Annotated in this window: 20 protein-coding genes; 2 read left to right on the top strand and 18 right to left on the bottom strand. The window is 64.3% G+C overall.

Features of this window, described 5'->3' with window-relative positions; genetic code table 11:
• Positions 1-50 precede the first annotated feature (50 nt).
• Together ACIPXZ_RS00955 and ACIPXZ_RS00950 are read left to right on the top strand one after the other, a co-directional pair.
• Entirely contained in the window at positions 51-749 is a 699-nt protein-coding gene (locus ACIPXZ_RS00955) for a FadR/GntR family transcriptional regulator (protein ID WP_400590197.1), read from the top strand.
• Between the two features lie 30 nt (positions 750-779).
• Positions 780-2,240, top strand: a complete 1,461-nt coding sequence (locus ACIPXZ_RS00950; protein WP_400590195.1) for a chlorohydrolase family protein — start codon at positions 780-782, stop codon at positions 2,238-2,240.
• Between the two features lie 98 nt (positions 2,241-2,338).
• On the opposite strand, the gene map is transcribed toward ACIPXZ_RS00950, so the two are convergent.
• The 18 genes from map to rplV form a co-directional block, all read right to left on the bottom strand.
• Positions 2,339-3,169: a type I methionyl aminopeptidase gene (gene map / locus ACIPXZ_RS00945; protein WP_400590193.1), complete on the bottom strand. Its 831-nt coding sequence runs from the start codon at positions 3,167-3,169 to the stop codon at positions 2,339-2,341.
• A gap of 98 nt (positions 3,170-3,267) precedes the next feature.
• Positions 3,268-3,849: an adenylate kinase gene (locus ACIPXZ_RS00940; protein WP_400590596.1), complete on the bottom strand. Its 582-nt coding sequence runs from the start codon at positions 3,847-3,849 to the stop codon at positions 3,268-3,270.
• 5 nt (positions 3,850-3,854) lie between these two features.
• Complete coding sequence (gene secY, locus ACIPXZ_RS00935; RefSeq protein WP_400590191.1) at positions 3,855-5,165, bottom strand: preprotein translocase subunit SecY; 1,311 nt, start codon at positions 5,163-5,165, stop codon at positions 3,855-3,857.
• A 179-nt stretch (positions 5,166-5,344) separates the two neighbouring features.
• On the bottom strand, positions 5,345-5,824 hold the full coding sequence (gene rplO, locus ACIPXZ_RS00930; RefSeq protein WP_400590189.1) for a 50S ribosomal protein L15: 480 nt from the start codon (positions 5,822-5,824) through the stop codon (positions 5,345-5,347).
• Positions 5,824-6,030, bottom strand: coding sequence for a 50S ribosomal protein L30 (gene rpmD, locus ACIPXZ_RS00925; RefSeq protein WP_305997115.1), 207 nt, complete (start codon positions 6,028-6,030; stop codon positions 5,824-5,826). Before rpmD ends, rplO begins: the two co-directional genes overlap by 1 nt.
• A 3-nt stretch (positions 6,031-6,033) precedes the next feature.
• Complete coding sequence (gene rpsE, locus ACIPXZ_RS00920) at positions 6,034-6,705, bottom strand: 30S ribosomal protein S5 (protein WP_400590187.1); 672 nt, start codon at positions 6,703-6,705, stop codon at positions 6,034-6,036.
• Positions 6,706-6,734: 29 nt separating this feature from the next.
• A complete protein-coding gene (rplR, locus tag ACIPXZ_RS00915; protein ID WP_400590185.1) occupies positions 6,735-7,118 on the bottom strand; it encodes a 50S ribosomal protein L18 in 384 nt (127 codons plus the stop codon).
• Between the two features lie 2 nt (positions 7,119-7,120).
• Positions 7,121-7,657, bottom strand: coding sequence for a 50S ribosomal protein L6 (gene rplF, locus ACIPXZ_RS00910; RefSeq protein ID WP_400590184.1), 537 nt, complete (start codon positions 7,655-7,657; stop codon positions 7,121-7,123).
• 18 nt (positions 7,658-7,675) lie between these two features.
• On the bottom strand, positions 7,676-8,074 hold the full coding sequence (rpsH, locus tag ACIPXZ_RS00905) for a 30S ribosomal protein S8 (RefSeq protein ID WP_400590182.1): 399 nt from the start codon (positions 8,072-8,074) through the stop codon (positions 7,676-7,678).
• Positions 8,075-8,139: 65 nt separating this feature from the next.
• Entirely contained in the window at positions 8,140-8,718 is a 579-nt protein-coding gene (gene rplE / locus ACIPXZ_RS00900; RefSeq protein WP_400590181.1) for a 50S ribosomal protein L5, read from the bottom strand.
• Positions 8,718-9,080: a 50S ribosomal protein L24 gene (gene rplX / locus ACIPXZ_RS00895; RefSeq protein WP_400590179.1), complete on the bottom strand. Its 363-nt coding sequence runs from the start codon at positions 9,078-9,080 to the stop codon at positions 8,718-8,720. The genes rplE and rplX overlap by 1 nt, the downstream gene beginning before the upstream one ends.
• Before the next feature lie 2 nt (positions 9,081-9,082).
• Positions 9,083-9,454: a 50S ribosomal protein L14 gene (gene rplN / locus ACIPXZ_RS00890; RefSeq protein WP_066211533.1), complete on the bottom strand. Its 372-nt coding sequence runs from the start codon at positions 9,452-9,454 to the stop codon at positions 9,083-9,085.
• A gap of 304 nt (positions 9,455-9,758) precedes the next feature.
• Positions 9,759-12,041 carry an ATP-binding cassette domain-containing protein gene (locus ACIPXZ_RS00885; RefSeq protein WP_400590177.1) on the bottom strand — a complete coding sequence of 761 codons (2,283 nt, stop codon included), beginning with the start codon at positions 12,039-12,041 and terminating at the stop codon, positions 9,759-9,761.
• A 246-nt stretch (positions 12,042-12,287) separates the two neighbouring features.
• Complete coding sequence (gene rpsQ, locus ACIPXZ_RS00880) at positions 12,288-12,581, bottom strand: 30S ribosomal protein S17 (protein ID WP_400590175.1); 294 nt, start codon at positions 12,579-12,581, stop codon at positions 12,288-12,290.
• Positions 12,578-12,901 (bottom strand): 50S ribosomal protein L29, encoded by a 324-nt coding sequence (gene rpmC / locus ACIPXZ_RS00875; protein WP_400590173.1) that lies wholly within the window; start codon positions 12,899-12,901, stop codon positions 12,578-12,580. Before rpmC ends, rpsQ begins: the two co-directional genes overlap by 4 nt.
• Positions 12,902-12,903: 2 nt before the next feature.
• On the bottom strand, positions 12,904-13,320 hold the full coding sequence (gene rplP, locus ACIPXZ_RS00870; protein WP_400590171.1) for a 50S ribosomal protein L16: 417 nt from the start codon (positions 13,318-13,320) through the stop codon (positions 12,904-12,906).
• The gene (gene rpsC / locus ACIPXZ_RS00865) at positions 13,321-14,127 is read right to left on the bottom strand and encodes a 30S ribosomal protein S3 (protein WP_400590170.1); all 807 of its coding nucleotides are present in this window, start codon (positions 14,125-14,127) and stop codon (positions 13,321-13,323) included.
• Positions 14,128-14,493 carry a 50S ribosomal protein L22 gene (gene rplV, locus ACIPXZ_RS00860; RefSeq protein WP_400590168.1) on the bottom strand — a complete coding sequence of 122 codons (366 nt, stop codon included), beginning with the start codon at positions 14,491-14,493 and terminating at the stop codon, positions 14,128-14,130. It lies immediately after the preceding gene.
• Positions 14,494-14,530 lie beyond the last annotated feature (37 nt).

Here is a 14,530-nt window from a genome sequence, read left to right as displayed (position 1 = left end):
CGCTGCGCCCCAAGGCCGCCGGGCACGACAGTTCGCCCGAGGGAGGAACCATGACGGCATACGGCCGGCGGAGCGTGGTCGAGGAGGCCATCGACGACATCCGCCTGCGCATCCGGCGAGGAGACTGGGGTCTCGGCGACAGGATCCCGCCGGAACCGGAACTGGGGAAGGAACTCGGGCTCAGTCGCGCTCCCCTGCGTGAAGCACTGCGGGCCCTGGTTCATGCGGGGCTGCTCGTCACCCGGCAGGGCGACGGGACCTTTGTGGCCGCCGTCGACGAAAGCGAACTGGCCTTGCGCCGCGGGATGGAAGGCGCGGACCCGCATGAGGCCATCGAGGTCCGCCGCAGCCTCGACGTGCCCGCAGCATCCCTGGCCGCCCAGCGCCGTGACGATGCCGATCTGAACCGGCTCAAGGACGCACTGGACCGCCGTCGTGCCGCAGCCGCCGAACGCGACGACGACGGCTTCCGCCAGGCTGACATCGACTTTCACCGCGCCGTCGTCGAAGCATCACACAACCAGCTTCTCGCGGGTATCTACGGTTCCCTCGCCGCGAGTGCGGAGCCCGGGTGGACCTCCCAGGCCGGCCTCAACCGGGCCGCCACGGCCAGCCACGACAACCACGACGAGCTGTACGAGGCCATCCGCGACCAGCAAGCACAGGAGGCCATGCTCGTGGCGGGCGCCATCCTGGACAACCAGAGTTCCGACCTCGGCCGGACGTCAGCCGAGCAGCCGGGCATCTGAACCTCCGCACGACCTCCCAGGAGAATCCCCGTGATCACCCGCATCAAAGCAGCCTTCGTCATCGGCCATGCCGACGGCGACCACCGCATCCTCAAGGATGCCGAACTCGTCCATGAGGACGGCACCGTGGTGTTCGTCGGACGCGACTATCAGGGCCACGTCGACCAGGAGATCGACGCCGGGCTCTCGATCGTCTCGCCCGGCTTCATCGACCTCAACGCCCTGGCGGACATCGACCATGCGCTGTTCGACTCCTGGCACGGCCCTGAGACGCGCCTGGGCCTGGTGTGGTCCGAGGAGTACCTGAAAGACCACGGTCCGGTGTTCAGGCCGGAGGAAGCCCGTTTCCGGCGTGAGTTCGCCCTCTCGCAGCTGGCACGCAACGGCATCACCACACTCATGCCGATCGCCTCAGAGAGCTACCTTCAGTGGTGCGAAGACTATGAGGACATGGCGGAGACCGCAGCAGCCGTCGAGGCCATCGGCCTGCGCGCCTACCTAGGCCCTAGCTACCGCACCCACGTCCCCTACACGGACGGGGAACGGGTATTCCTGCACGAAGACGAGCAGCAGGGACTGGACGGGCTCTCCGAGGCCGTCCGCTTCGCCAAGGACTACGAAGGCCGCGCAGACGGGCGCATCAGGACAGCCCTGCTTCCTGCCCGGATCGAGACCCAGACCGAGCAGACGCTCCGGCTCACCCGCCGGGCGGCGGACGAGCTCGGGATCCCGGTCCGGTTGCACGCCGCACAAGGGCTCTACGAGGTGGAGACGATCCTCCAGCGCACCGGCCTCCGTCCCATCCCCTACCTCCACTCCCTCGGGTTCCTCGCCGAACGGACCTTCATCCCGCACGCCTGGACGGTCCCCGGGCACCGCCATATGCCTGAGGCCTTCGGCGAAGGGGACGACGTCGCACTGCTCGCCGAGACCGGCACGAGCGTGATCTTCTGCCCGCTCCCGGCGGCGCACTACGGCAGCCTCCTGGACAACTACGATTCGTATCGTGAGAAGGGCGTCCGGATCGTGATGGGCACCGACTCCGCCCCTCCGAACATGATCCGCGGCCTGGACCTCGCCATGGGCATGCACAAGACGAGCACGGGGAACCGGGCCAGTGCCCAGGCCGGGGACCTCTTCCGTTCCGCCACCCTGGACCCGGCCGAGGCCCTGGGCCGCCCGGATCTCGGCAGACTGGCCCCGGGCGCCCAGGCGGACTATTTCGTCCTGGACCTCACGGGTCACCACATCGGCCCTCATGCGGATCCGATCCGGACTCTTGTCATGAACGCCGACGGACGGGACATCACCCGGGTGGTGGTCGCCGGCCGGACCGTCGTCGAGGATCGCGAAATCGTGACTGTGGACACGAGCGATTACCGGGAACGGGCCCAGGATTTCCTGGACCACTACATCGCCTCGCTGAGCATCTCCGACCACGCGCACCGGACGACCGAGGAACTGCTGCCATCGAGCTTCCCACTCGCCTGATGGCCCCCTTTCGCCCCGCGAAGTGACAGTTGAGGCCCCTAACCGGCATGGTTAGGGGCCTCAACTGTCACTTCGCGGGGCGAAAGGACGACGGCGGTTCAGGCGGGGATCGGCGCAACCGTCACGCCCAGCTTCTCCAGCTCGGACGCACCACCGTCGGGAGCCGTCAGCACCCAGATGCCCTCGCGGTGGACCGCCACCGAGTGCTCCCACTGAGAGGCTCGCGCGCCGTCGGTCGTGACGACCGTCCAGTCGTCCTCCAGGGTGGCGGTCTCCAGCCCGCCGCGGACCAGCATGGGTTCGATGGCGAAGCACATGCCAGGCTTGATCTTGGGTCCACGATGCTTGCTGCGGTAGTTCAGGACATCGGGTGCCATGTGCATCTCGGAACCGATGCCGTGGCCGCAGTAGTCCTCCAGGATGCCCAGTGCCTTACCGCTCTGCGCGGACACGTAGTCGTCGATCGCGTCTCCGATGTCGCCCACGTACTTCGCCGTGGCCAGAGCCGCGATACCGTGCCACATCGCCATCCGGGTCACCTCGGAGAGCCGCTCGTCCTCGGGATCCCCCTTGCCGACGATCACGGTGCGTGCCGAGTCGGCATTCCAGCCGCGTACGATGCAGCCGCCGTCGATCTTCAGCACGTCGCCTTCCTCCAGCACCCGCGCGCCGGGGATGCCGTGCACCACCTCGTCATTGACGGAGGCGCAGATGTGCTTGGGGTAACCGCGGTAGCCCAGGAAGTTGTACTGGGCTCCGGCAGCATCCACCACCTCCGCGAACACCGCGTCCAGCTGGTCGGTCGTCACGCCAGGAGCCACCGCCGCGACGGCGGCGTCGAGAGCACGGCTGAGCAGTTCGCCGGCCTCCTGCATGATGCGCATCTGGGCGTTGTTCTTGTATTCGATCCTGGGCTGGTGGAATGCCACTGCGTTTCCTTCGTTCCAGCCGGCCTTCGCCGGCTCTCGGGGCTGCTTGTCCAAAAGCTATGCCCCCGGAGTGTTCCGGGGGCATAGGGGGGATTTCGTCAGGCGCTGGCCGTCTCATCGGCGGCCTCGGTGATGGCGGCCATCACCCGGTCCGTGACCTCGTCGATGGCCCCGATGCCATCCACGCGGCGGAGGATCCCGCGTTCTGCGTACTTGGAGACGACGGCCTCCGTCTGCTGGTGGTACAGATCCAGACGGTGACGAATGACGGTCTCGTTGTCGTCGCTGCGGCCGGTCTCCTTTGCGCGGCCCAGCAGACGGGTCACCAATTCCTCATCGTCGGCGGTCAGCTGCAGCACGACGTCGAGCTTGCTGTCGCCTTCAGAGAGGATGGCATCGAGTTCGTCGACCTGGGCCACCGTGCGGGGGTAGCCGTCCAGCAGAAAACCGACCTTCACGTCGTCGTTGCCGAGACGGTCACGCACCATGCGGTTGGTGACCGAGTCCGGGACGAAGTCGCCGGCGTCGATGTACTTCTTGGCTTCCAGGCCCAGAGGAGTCTCGCCCTTGACGTTGGCACGGAAGATATCCCCCGTGGAAATGGCCACCACACCGAGCCGCGCGGAGATCCGCTCGGCCTGGGTTCCCTTGCCGGAACCGGGGGGACCAATGATCAGCATTCTTGTCATCGCAAGAGCCCTTCGTAGTGCCGTTGTTGAAGCTGCGCGTCGATCTGCTTCACCGTCTCAAGGCCGACACCGACCATGATGAGGATGGAAGTGCCACCGAACGGGAAGTTCTGGTTGGCCTGAACGAGCACCAGGGCCACCAGCGGGATGAGCGCAACGATGCCGAGGTACAGCGCACCCGGCAAGGTGATCCGGGACAGCACATACTGCAGGTACTCCGCGGTAGGCCGACCGGCCCGGATCCCAGGAATGAAGCCACCGTACTTCTTCATGTTGTCCGAGACCTCTTCAGGATTGAAGGTGATGGACACGTAGAAGTAGGTGAAGAAGATGATCAGCAGGAAGTAGACCGCCATGTAGAGCGGGTGGTCTCCCCTGGTGAGGTTGTTGTTGACCCATGCCACCCAGTCCGGGATCGGCCGTCCGTCCGTGGGGGTGTTGAACTGCGCGATCAACGCGGGCAGGTACAGGATGGACGATGCGAAGATCACGGGGATCACGCCGGCCATGTTGACCTTGATCGGGATGTAGGTGGTGGTTCCGCCCACCGTGCGGCGGCCCACCATGCGCTTGGCGTACTGCACCGGGATCCGGCGTTGGGACTGCTCCACGAAGACCACCAGCGCAACCGTCACGAGGCCGACCACCAGGACGGCCAGGAAGGTGCCCCAGCCCTTGGCACCGATGATGCCGTTCATGGCCGGCACGAAACCGGCGGCGATCGAGGTAAAGATCAGCAAGGACATGCCGTTGCCGATGCCCTTCTCCGTGATGAGCTCGCCCATCCACATGATCAGGCCGGTGCCCGCGGTCAGCGTGATTACCAGAAGGATCGTGGTCACGATGCTGGAGTCCGGGATCAGCGGCAGGGAACAGCCCTGCAGCAACTGCCCGGACCGGGCCAGCGACACCAGGGTGGTGGCGTTCAGCAGGCCGAGAGCGATCGTGAGGTAACGGGTGTACTGCGTCAGCTTGCTCTGCCCCGAGGCACCCTCGTCGTAGAGCTCCTGGAACCGGGGAATGACCACCCGGAGCAGCTGAACGATGATGCTCGCCGTGATGTAGGGCATGATGCCCAGGGCGAAGATCGACACCTGCAGCAGGGCGCCACCGGAGAACATGTTCACCATCTGCTGCAGGCTGCTGTTGCCCTTGGTCAGCTGGAGACACTGCTGCACGTTGTTATAGCTAACGCCTGGGGCGGGGATGAATGCGCCGAGGCGGAAGATCGTGACGATGCCAAGGGTGAACAACAACTTGCGCCGCAAGTCAGGTGTCCTGAAGGCACGGCCGAATGCGCTGAGCAAGCGTCCTCCTGAGGATGGGTGAGGTGACGGGTGCGTGGGGTTCTTTCTGAACCCGACACCCGAGTCTAACTGTTGTCATGCCCGCGCCAGTAATCTGGCACGTCAACGCAGGAACTCCCGGCCCCCGGAGCAAGTCCGGGAACCGGGAGTTCTCAGTGTGCGTTCAGCGGTTCCGGCTCTCAGAGAGCGGTGATGGAACCACCGGCGGCCTGGATCTTCTCAGCAGCGCTGGCCGAGAAGGCATCCACCGTGACATCGACCTTGACAGTGATGTCACCGGAGCCCAGGACCTTGACAGGCTGGTTCTTGCGAACCGCGCCCTTGGCGACCAGATCGGCAACCGTCACAGCGCCACCCTCCGGGAAGAGCTCGCCGAGGCGGTCAAGGTTGACCACCTGGAACTCGACACGGAACGGGTTCTTGAAGCCGCGAAGCTTCGGCAGACGCATGTGCAGCGGCAGCTGGCCACCGGCGAAACCGGCCTTGACCTGGTAGCGGGCCTTGGTGCCCTTGGTGCCACGACCGGCGGTCTTGCCCTTGGACGCCTCGCCACGACCCACGCGGGTCTTGGCGGTCTTGGCGCCGGGGGCCGGACGCAGGTGGTGAACCTTCAGAGCGTGCTGCTTCTCTTCAGTCTCAGCAGTCTTCTTCTCGGCCATTACTTCGCCTCCTTGACCTCTACGAGGTGCGGAACCGTGTTGAGCATGCCGACGGTCACGGCATCAGCGGAACGGACCACGGTGTGGCCGATGCGCTTGAGGCCGAGCGAGCGAAGGGTATCCCGCTGGTTCTGCTTGGCGCCGATGACGCCCTTGATCTGAGTGATTTCCAACTGTGCGTCGGACGGAGTCAGGTTCTTCGCCATGGCTCAGGCACCTGCCTTCGGGGCGTTCAGTGCACGCACCAGAGCGGCCGGGGCCACCTCGTCCAGCGGCAGGCCACGACGAGCGGCAACAGCTGCCGGCTCTTCGAGCATGCGCAGGGCCTCAACGGTCGCGTGAACGATGTTGATGGCGTTGGAGGAGCCCAGCGACTTGGAAAGCACATCGTGGATGCCGACGCACTCCAGCACGGCGCGCACCGGACCACCGGCGATAACACCGGTACCCGGGGAAGCCGGACGGAGCATCACGACACCAGCGGCGGCTTCGCCCTGGACGCGGTGCGGGATGGTGCTGCCGACGCGCGGGACGCGGAAGAAGGACTTCTTAGCCTCTTCCACACCCTTGGCGATGGCAGCCGGGACTTCGCGGGCCTTGCCGTAACCGACACCGACCATGCCATTGCCGTCGCCGACCACCACGAGGGCGGTGAAGCTGAAGCGGCGGCCACCCTTGACCACCTTGGCAACACGGTTGATGGTTACAACACGCTCAACGAACTGGTTCTTCTCGGCCTCACGGGCGTCGCGGCCACCACGGCCACCACGCTCGCCACGGCCACCACGCTCGCCGCGCTCACCACGACGGCCGCCACGGCGGTTGTCGTTGCTGGCAGCCTCAGTGGTTTCAGTTGCAACAGCTGCTGCAGCTTCAGACACCTGGGTTTCCTTTTCGTTGTTGGCTTCGGTCACAGTGCCAGGCCCCCTTCGCGAGCGCCGTCAGCGACGGCGGCGATACGGCCGTGGTACTTGTTGCCACCGCGGTCGAAGACCACGGCCTCAACACCGGCTGCCTTGGCACGCTCGGCGACGAGCTCGCCGACGCGCTTGGCCTTGGCGGTCTTGTCGCCCTCGAGGGAGCGCAGCTCTGCTTCCATGGTGGAGGCAGAAGCCACCGTCTTCGCCACGGTGTCGTCCACGATCTGCACGAAGATATGACGTGCGGAGCGGTTGACAACGAGACGCGGACGGGCCGGGGTGCCGGAGATCCGCTTGCGGATGCGCAGCTGGCGACGAGAGCGCGCTGCGCTCTTGTTCTTGCTGTTGCGCTTCTTGTTGATGCTGATGGCCATGGTTACTTACCAGCCTTTCCGACCTTGCGGCGGATGACTTCGCCGGCGTAACGGATGCCCTTGCCCTTGTAGGGGTCGGGCTTGCGCAGCTTGCGGATGTTGGCGGAAACCTCGCCCACCTGCTGCTTGTCAATGCCAGCAACAGAGAACTTGGTGGGGCCTTCCACCGCAAAGGTGATGCCGGCCGGGGCGACGACGCTGACCGGGTGGCTGTAGCCCAGAGCGAACTCCAGGTCAGAACCCTTGGCCTGCACGCGGTAACCGGTACCGACGATTTCCAGCTTCTTCTCGTAGCCCTTGGTCACGCCTTCAATCATGTTGGCGATCAGGGTACGGGTCAGACCGTGCAGCGAACGAGCGGTGCGCTCGTCGTTGGGACGGGACACCGAGAGGGTCCCTTCGTCGAGGGAGACCTCGATCGGGCTGGCCACGGTGTGGCTCAGCTCGCCCTTGGTGCCCTTGACGGTGACGACAGCGCCGTCGAGCTTGATCTCAACGCCAGCCGGAACGGTGATGGGGAGACGTCCAATACGCGACATTCTTCTCTTCCTTTCCCGTTACCAGACGTAAGCGAGGACTTCGCCGCCCACGCCCTTCTTGCCGGCCTGCTTGTCAGTCAGGAGGCCGGAAGAGGTGGACAGGATTGCGATGCCCAGACCACCCAGCACGTGCGGCAGGTTGGTGGACTTCGCGTAAACGCGGAGACCGGGCTTGGAGATACGGCGGACGCCAGCGATGGAACGCTCGCGGCTCGGACCGAACTTCAGATCGATGGTCAGCGTCTTGCCAACGCGTGCTTCCTCTTCCTTCCAGTCCGAGATGTAACCCTCGGCCTTCAGGATGTCGGCGATGCGGGCCTTCAGCTTGGAGTACGGCATGGACACGGTGTCGTGGTGTGCCGAGTTTGCATTGCGCAGACGCGTGAGCATGTCTGCGACAGGATCAGTCATAGTCATGTGGGCTCTTGCCCTTCCTCGTACTGGTTTCCCCCGGCAGAGCCGGTGGACCTTCTACGTAGTGATTAGTCTTCGGTCTTGAACGGGAAGCCGAGGTGCTTGAGCAGCGCGCGGCCTTCGTCGTCGGTCTTGGCGGTGGTGACAACCGTGATGTCCATACCGCGGACGCGGTCGATGGCGTCCTGGTCGATCTCGTGGAACATGACCTGCTCCGTGAGGCCGAAGGTGTAGTTGCCGTTACCGTCGAACTGCTTGCCGTTCAGACCGCGGAAGTCGCGGATACGGGGCAGAGCGAGGGTGACCAGACGGTCCAGGAACTCCCACATGCGATCGCCACGCAGAGTCGCGTGAGCACCGATCGGCATGCCTTCGCGCAGCTTGAACTGAGCGATGGACTTGCGGGCCTTGGTGACCTGCGGCTTCTGACCGGTGATTGCGGTCAGATCGCGGATGGCACCTTCGATGAGCTTGGAATCCTTGGCGGCGTCACCGACACCCATGTTCACGACGACCTTCACGAGGCGCGGAACCTGGTTGACGTTCTCGTACGCGAACTCATCCTGCAGGGACTGCTTGATGTTCTCGGCGTACTTGGTCTTCAGACGCGGGACGATCTTCACCGGGGTCTCGAGAGTCTCAGTCATCAGATATCCTTCCCGGAAGCCTTGGCGACGCGGACGCGAACTTCACGCTCGACGCCGTTGCGATCGGCCTTCTCGACACGGAAGCCCACGCGAGTCGGCTTCTTGCTGGACGGGTCCACCAGAGCCACGTTCGAGACGTGAATCGGGGCCTCGACGACCTCGATGCCGCCCGTGTTAGTGCCGCGCTGAGTCTGCCCGGCCTTCACGTGCTTGGTGACGCGGTTGATGCCCTCAACCAGAACGCGGTTGCTCTCCGGGAACACACGCAGGACCTTGCCCTGCTTGCCACGGTCGCCGCCGCGGTCCTGACGAGCACCGCTGATGACCTGGACGAGATCGCCCTTCTTGATCTTTGCACCCATAGTTACAGCACCTCCGGGGCCAGCGAGACGATCTTCATGAACTTCTTGTCGCGAAGCTCACGACCGACCGGACCGAAGATACGGGTACCGCGGGGTTCCCCGTCGGTGTTCTTCAGAATGACGGCTGCGTTCTCGTCGAACTTGATGTAGGAACCGTCCGGACGACGGCGCTCCTTACGGGTGCGGACGACGACAGCCTTGACGACGTCGCCCTTCTTGACGTTGCCGCCAGGGATCGCATCCTTGACGGTGGCGACGATGACGTCGCCGATACCTGCGTAGCGGCGACCGGATCCACCGAGAACACGGATGGTGAGGATTTCCTTGGCACCCGTGTTGTCGGCGACCTTAAGCCGCGACTCCTGCTGAATCAATGTTTACTCCTTGCGTCGCGCCGGTTCCCACGCTGAAATACTGCCTACAGCGCGAGCCTTGCGGAACGGTTACTGGGGTGTCTCTGCCCTGCCTGGATTTTGCCAAAACAGGGTTGAACCCTCGTTCCAGGCGCATCTGGGCCCCCTGGCCGGGGACCGGCCCTGAGGCAGTATGCGTTGGCACGATGGTTCACGAGGATTTGCCTGGGCGCATGACGCACCCATACAAATTCAATATCTTATCACAGCAGGCTCTAACCGACGGACCGCTCTCTCGTCAAGGAACCCTGCTCATTCTGGCGTGTCAGGCGACGTATTCCTTGAGGTAGCGGCCCGTCAGCGTGCCGGACTCCGCGAGTTCGGCCGGGCTGCCTTCGAAGACCACGGTGCCGCCATCATGCCCGGCACCAGGACCCATGTCGATGACCCAGTCAGCATGCGCGACCACGCCCAGGTGGTGTTCGATGACCAGCACGCTGTTGCCCGCGTCCACGAGCTCATCCAGCAGCGAGAGGAGATTCTCCACGTCCGCCAGGTGCAGCCCGGTGGTCGGCTCATCGAGAATGAAGACCCCGGCGTCCCCACCCATCCGCGTGGCCAGCTTGATCCTCTGCCGCTCGCCGCCCGAAAGGGTGGAGAGCGATTGGCCCAGGGTGATGTATCCGAGTCCGACCCGTGCGAGGCGCTGGAGGATCGGCTTCGCTTTGGCCACCTTGAGCTTCTCCTGAGCCTCCTCGACACTCAGTCGCATGACCTCGTAGATGTTCAATCCGTCCATGCGGTACTGGAGCACCTCTTCCGTGAAGCACTTACCGCCACAGTCTTCACACACCGTGCCGACGGGAGCCATCCCGGGAATCTCGGTGAAGACCTCTCCGGCGCCCTTGCAATTGGGGCACGCGCCCTCGGAGTTTGCGGAGAACAGGGCCGGTTTGGTGCCGGTGGCCTTCGCGAAGGCCGCCCGGATGTGGTCCAGCATCCCGGTGTAGGTCGCCGGGTTGGAACGCCGTGAACCACGGATGGCCGATTGGTCCACGACGTGAACACCCTCGCGCTTGCCGAGCGCACCATGGATCAGTGAGCTCTTACCGGAACCCGCAACGCCCGTGACCGCGCACAGCACCCCCGTCGGGACATCGACGTCGACGTCTCGCAAATTGTGGGTCGACGCCCCGCGGATCTGAAGCACACCCGTGCTAGAACGAGGTTCCTCCTTGAAAGGCACACGTGTGCTGACATGGCTGCCCGTCAGGGTGTCCGCCGTCGCCAGCTCCGCGAACGTCCCCTGGAAGACGATCTCACCACCGTGAATTCCAGCCTTGGGCCCGATGTCGACGATGTGATCCGCAATCGCCATGACTTCCGGCTTGTGCTCCACCACCAGGATCGTGTTGCCCTTGTCCCTCAGATCCTTGAGGAGTTCGTTCATGCGCGCGATGTCGTGGGGATGCAGTCCCACGGTCGGCTCATCGAAGACGTAGCTGACGTCGCTCAACGGGGAGCCGAGGTGCCGGACCATCTTCACCCGCTGCGCCTCTCCCCCGGACAGCGTGGAGGAGGGCCTGTCCAGGCTCAGATACCCCAGGCCGATATCCACCAGTGCCTGCAAGGTACCGATCAGATTGCCGATCACGGGCGCCACCGAAGGTTCATCGACGCGCTCAAGGAACTGAATGAGGTCGGTGACCTGCAGCTGTGCACACTCCGCGATGTTCTTGCCGTCGATCCGGCTGGAGAGTGCTTCCTGGTTCAGCCGGCCACCGTCGCAGAGCGGGCAGACGGCAAAGGTGGCCGCCCGCTCCAGGAAGGCCTTGATGTGGGCCTGCTTGGGTTCCTTCCCGGCTGCCAGGTAGTTCTGCCGGATCCTGGTCTCGAGCCCCACATAGGTCATGTTGACGTTGTCCATCTTGACCTTGATGGCCGGCGAGTTGAGCAGGAAGTCCAGCGTCTCCGCATCGAACTCCCGGACGGGGAGATCCGGATCGAAGCGTCCGGTACCGAGCAGCACCTTCACCAGCCAGCCGTCCGCCGAGAAACCCGGCACCTGGATCGCTCCCCCGGCAATGGACTTCGAACGGTCCAGCAGCACATCGACGTCGAGGGCTGAGATCGAGCCCGATCCTTCGCACTCGGAGCACATGCCCTCGGCGAGGTTGAACGAATACTTCCCCGCATGCCCGGCACTCGGAACCCCCGCCCGCGAGAAGATGATCCGCAGCAGTGCGTGGGCATCCGTCACCGTTCCCAGAGTGGACCGCGAGTTGCTGCCCATCCGCTCCTGATTCACCACGATCGCCGCGGAGAGATTCTCCAGCTCGTCGACGTCGGGCCGCGGAAGCGCCGGCATGAAGGACTGGATGAAGCTCGTGTAGGTCTCATTGATCAATCGCTGAGACTCCGCCGCGATCGTCCCGAAGACGAGCGAACTCTTGCCGGATCCCGAGACACCGGTGAAGACGGTGATCCTCCGTTTGGGCAGGTCCAGCGAGACGTCCTGCAGATTGTTCTCCCGCGCACCACGAACCCTGATGGTCCCGTGGGAGTCGGCGGCATGACGGGCCTGGTCTTCGAGGGCGGAGTGCGGCATGAAACACCTCAGGGGTCGACGGCGGAGCCATCCCCCGCACAGCTGTTGACAGGATACCTGCCACCCCGGCGTCGCCGCCTGGACCGCCGTCGTCGTCCTCTCCCGTTGTGTGCTCACTTGTTGCGGGTCCCGGCCTCCAACACCCGCAACAAGTGAGCACACAACGGGACGGGGCAAAGCAGAAGACCCCCGCTCCCAGAGGGAACGGGGGTCTTCACGGATTGCTCCGTGGAGTCTCAGGAAGGCTTACTTGGCCTTCTCGAGAACCTCCACCAGACGCCAGCGCTTGGTGGCGGAGAGCGGGCGGGTCTCGGCGAGGAGAACCAGGTCGCCGATGCCGGCGGTGTTCTCTTCGTCGTGAGCCTTGATCTTGGACGTGCGGCGGATGACCTTGCCGTACAGAGCGTGCTTCACACGGTCCTCGACCTCGACGACGATGGTCTTCTCCATCTTGTCGGAGACCACGTAACCGCGACGCGTCTTGCGGTAACCGCGCTGCTGCGCAGCAGTTTCCGTCACGTTCTGATCCTTTTCACTCACTTGGCGTCCTCCTCGGTCGTGGCGGCCTCAGCTGCCTCAGCCTTCTTGGAAGCCTTCTTGGCCTTCTTCTCTTCCTTGGCCTCGACCACGGGAGCGGGCTCCGGGCGAATGCCCAGCTCGCGCTCACGCAGAACCGTGTAGATGCGAGCGATGTCGCGCTTCACGGACTTCAGACGACCATGGTTCTCCAGCTGACCAGTGGCGGACTGGAAACGCAGGTTGAACAGCTCCTCCTTGGCCTTACGGAGCTCAGCAACGAGGCGCTCGCTGTCGAGGCCGTCCAGCTGTGCCGGGGCCAGATCCTTGGATCCAACTGCCATTCTCATTCACCACCTTCGCGACGCACGATGCGTGCCTTCAACGGGAGCTTGTGGATTGCCAGGCGCAGGGCCTCGCGAGCCACCTCTTCGTTCACACCGGAGAGTTCGAACAGAACCCGTCCCGGCTTGACGTTGGCGACCCACCACTCGGGGGAACCCTTACCGGAACCCATGCGGGTTTCGGCAGGCTTCTTGGTCAGCGGGCGGTCCGGGTAGATGTTGATCCAGACCTTACCGCCACGCTTGATGTGACGGGTCATGGCGATACGCGCAGATTCGATCTGGCGGTTCGTCACGTAGGCCGGGGTCAGTGCCTGGATACCGAACTCACCGAAGCTGACCTCGGTGCCGCCGGTTGCAGCGCCGGAACGACCCGGGTGGTGCTGCTTACGGTGCTTGACTCGACGTGGGATAAGCATTTAAGCCTGTCCTCCTTCTGCTGCTTCGGCAGCCGGGGCAGCCTGAGCTGCTTCGGCGGCCGGGCGCTCGTTGCGACGGCGACGCTCGCCACCGGGACGACCGGCGCGATCCCCACCACCACGGGGGCCACGGGACGGGGCTGCGGCCTGCTGTGCAGCAAGCTCCTTCGCGGTCACATCGCCCTTGTAGATCCAGACCTTCACGCCGATACGGCCGAAGGTGGTCTTGGCCTCGTAGAAGCCGTAGTCGATGTTGGCGCGCAGGGTGTGCAGCGGCACACGACCTTCGCGGTAGAACTCCGAGCGGGACATTTCAGCGCCACCCAGACGACCGGAGCAAGCGACACGGATGCCCTTGGCGCCGGCGCGCTGCGCGGACTGCATGGCCTTCTTCATCGCACGGCGGAAAGCCACGCGGGAAGAGAGCTGCTCGGCGATGCCCTGAGCAACCAGCTGAGCCTCGATCTCGGGGTTCTTGACCTCGAGGATGTTCAGCTGAACCTGCTTGCCGGTGAGCTTCTCCAGCTCGCCGCGGATACGGTCGGCTTCAGCACCACGGCGGCCGATCACGATGCCCGGACGGGCGGTGTGGATGTCCACACGCACGCGGTCACGGGTGCGCTCGATCTCAACCTTGGCGATGCCGGCGCGCTCCATGCCAGTGGTCATGAGCTCACGGATCTTGACGTCCTCACGGACGAAGTCCTTGTAGCGCTGACCGGGCTTGTTGCTGTCGGCGAACCAGTGCGAGATGTGATTGGTGGTGATGCCGAGTCGGAACCCGTTCGGGTTTACTTTCTGTCCCACTTAGCGGGCCTCCTCGTTCTCCGGGGTAGCGACAACCACGGTGATGTGGCTGGTGCGCTTCTTGATCTGGAACGCACGACCCTGAGCACGCGGCTGGAACCGCTTCATGGTCGGACCCTCATCAACGAACGCCTCGCTGATGAACAGATCATTCTCGTCAAACGCGACGCCGTCACGGTCCGCGAGGACACGGGCGTTCGCGATTGCGGACTGAACTACCTTGTAGACCGGCTCCGAAGCTGCCTGCTCGGCAAACTTCAGGATCGCCAGAGCCTCATTCGCCTGCTTACCACGAACAAGGTTGACGACGCGCCGGGCCTTCATAGGCGTTACGCGGATGTGGCGCGCAATAGCCTTGGCTTCCATTGCTTTCCTTCTCTCGTCTTAAGACCGAGGTCAAACG

Origin of the sequence: Arthrobacter sp. NPDC090010 (genome assembly GCF_044748305.1) — a bacterium.
Lineage (GTDB): Bacteria > Actinomycetota > Actinomycetes > Actinomycetales > Micrococcaceae > Arthrobacter_E.
This window is presented reverse-complemented; position numbering and strand designations above follow the sequence as displayed.

What these genes read in the sequence shown, in the direction of transcription:
- ACIPXZ_RS00955 (WP_400590197.1), top strand. Translation starts at nt 51, where the DNA reads ATGACGGCATACGGCCGGCGGAGCGTGGTCGAGGAGGCCATCGACGAC.
- ACIPXZ_RS00940 (WP_400590596.1), bottom strand. Translation starts at nt 3,849, where the DNA reads ATGCTGATCATTGGTCCCCCCGGTTCCGGCAAGGGAACCCAGGCCGAG.
- rplO (WP_400590189.1), bottom strand. Translation starts at nt 5,824, where the DNA reads ATGGCCGAGAAGAAGACTGCTGAGACTGAAGAGAAGCAGCACGCTCTG.
- rpmD (WP_305997115.1), bottom strand. Translation starts at nt 6,030, where the DNA reads ATGGCGAAGAACCTGACTCCGTCCGACGCACAGTTGGAAATCACTCAG.
- rplR (WP_400590185.1), bottom strand. Translation starts at nt 7,118, where the DNA reads ATGGCCATCAGCATCAACAAGAAGCGCAACAGCAAGAACAAGAGCGCA.
- rplF (WP_400590184.1), bottom strand. Translation starts at nt 7,657, where the DNA reads ATGTCGCGTATTGGACGTCTCCCCATCACCGTTCCGGCTGGCGTTGAG.
- rpsH (WP_400590182.1), bottom strand. Translation starts at nt 8,074, where the DNA reads ATGACTATGACTGATCCTGTCGCAGACATGCTCACGCGTCTGCGCAAT.
- rplE (WP_400590181.1), bottom strand. Translation starts at nt 8,718, where the DNA reads ATGACTGAGACTCTCGAGACCCCGGTGAAGATCGTCCCGCGTCTGAAG.
- rplX (WP_400590179.1), bottom strand. Translation starts at nt 9,080, where the DNA reads ATGGGTGCAAAGATCAAGAAGGGCGATCTCGTCCAGGTCATCAGCGGT.
- ACIPXZ_RS00885 (WP_400590177.1), bottom strand. Translation starts at nt 12,041, where the DNA reads ATGCCGCACTCCGCCCTCGAAGACCAGGCCCGTCATGCCGCCGACTCC.
- rpmC (WP_400590173.1), bottom strand. Translation starts at nt 12,901, where the DNA reads ATGGCAGTTGGATCCAAGGATCTGGCCCCGGCACAGCTGGACGGCCTC.
- rplP (WP_400590171.1), bottom strand. Translation starts at nt 13,320, where the DNA reads ATGCTTATCCCACGTCGAGTCAAGCACCGTAAGCAGCACCACCCGGGT.
- rplV (WP_400590168.1), bottom strand. Translation starts at nt 14,493, where the DNA reads ATGGAAGCCAAGGCTATTGCGCGCCACATCCGCGTAACGCCTATGAAG.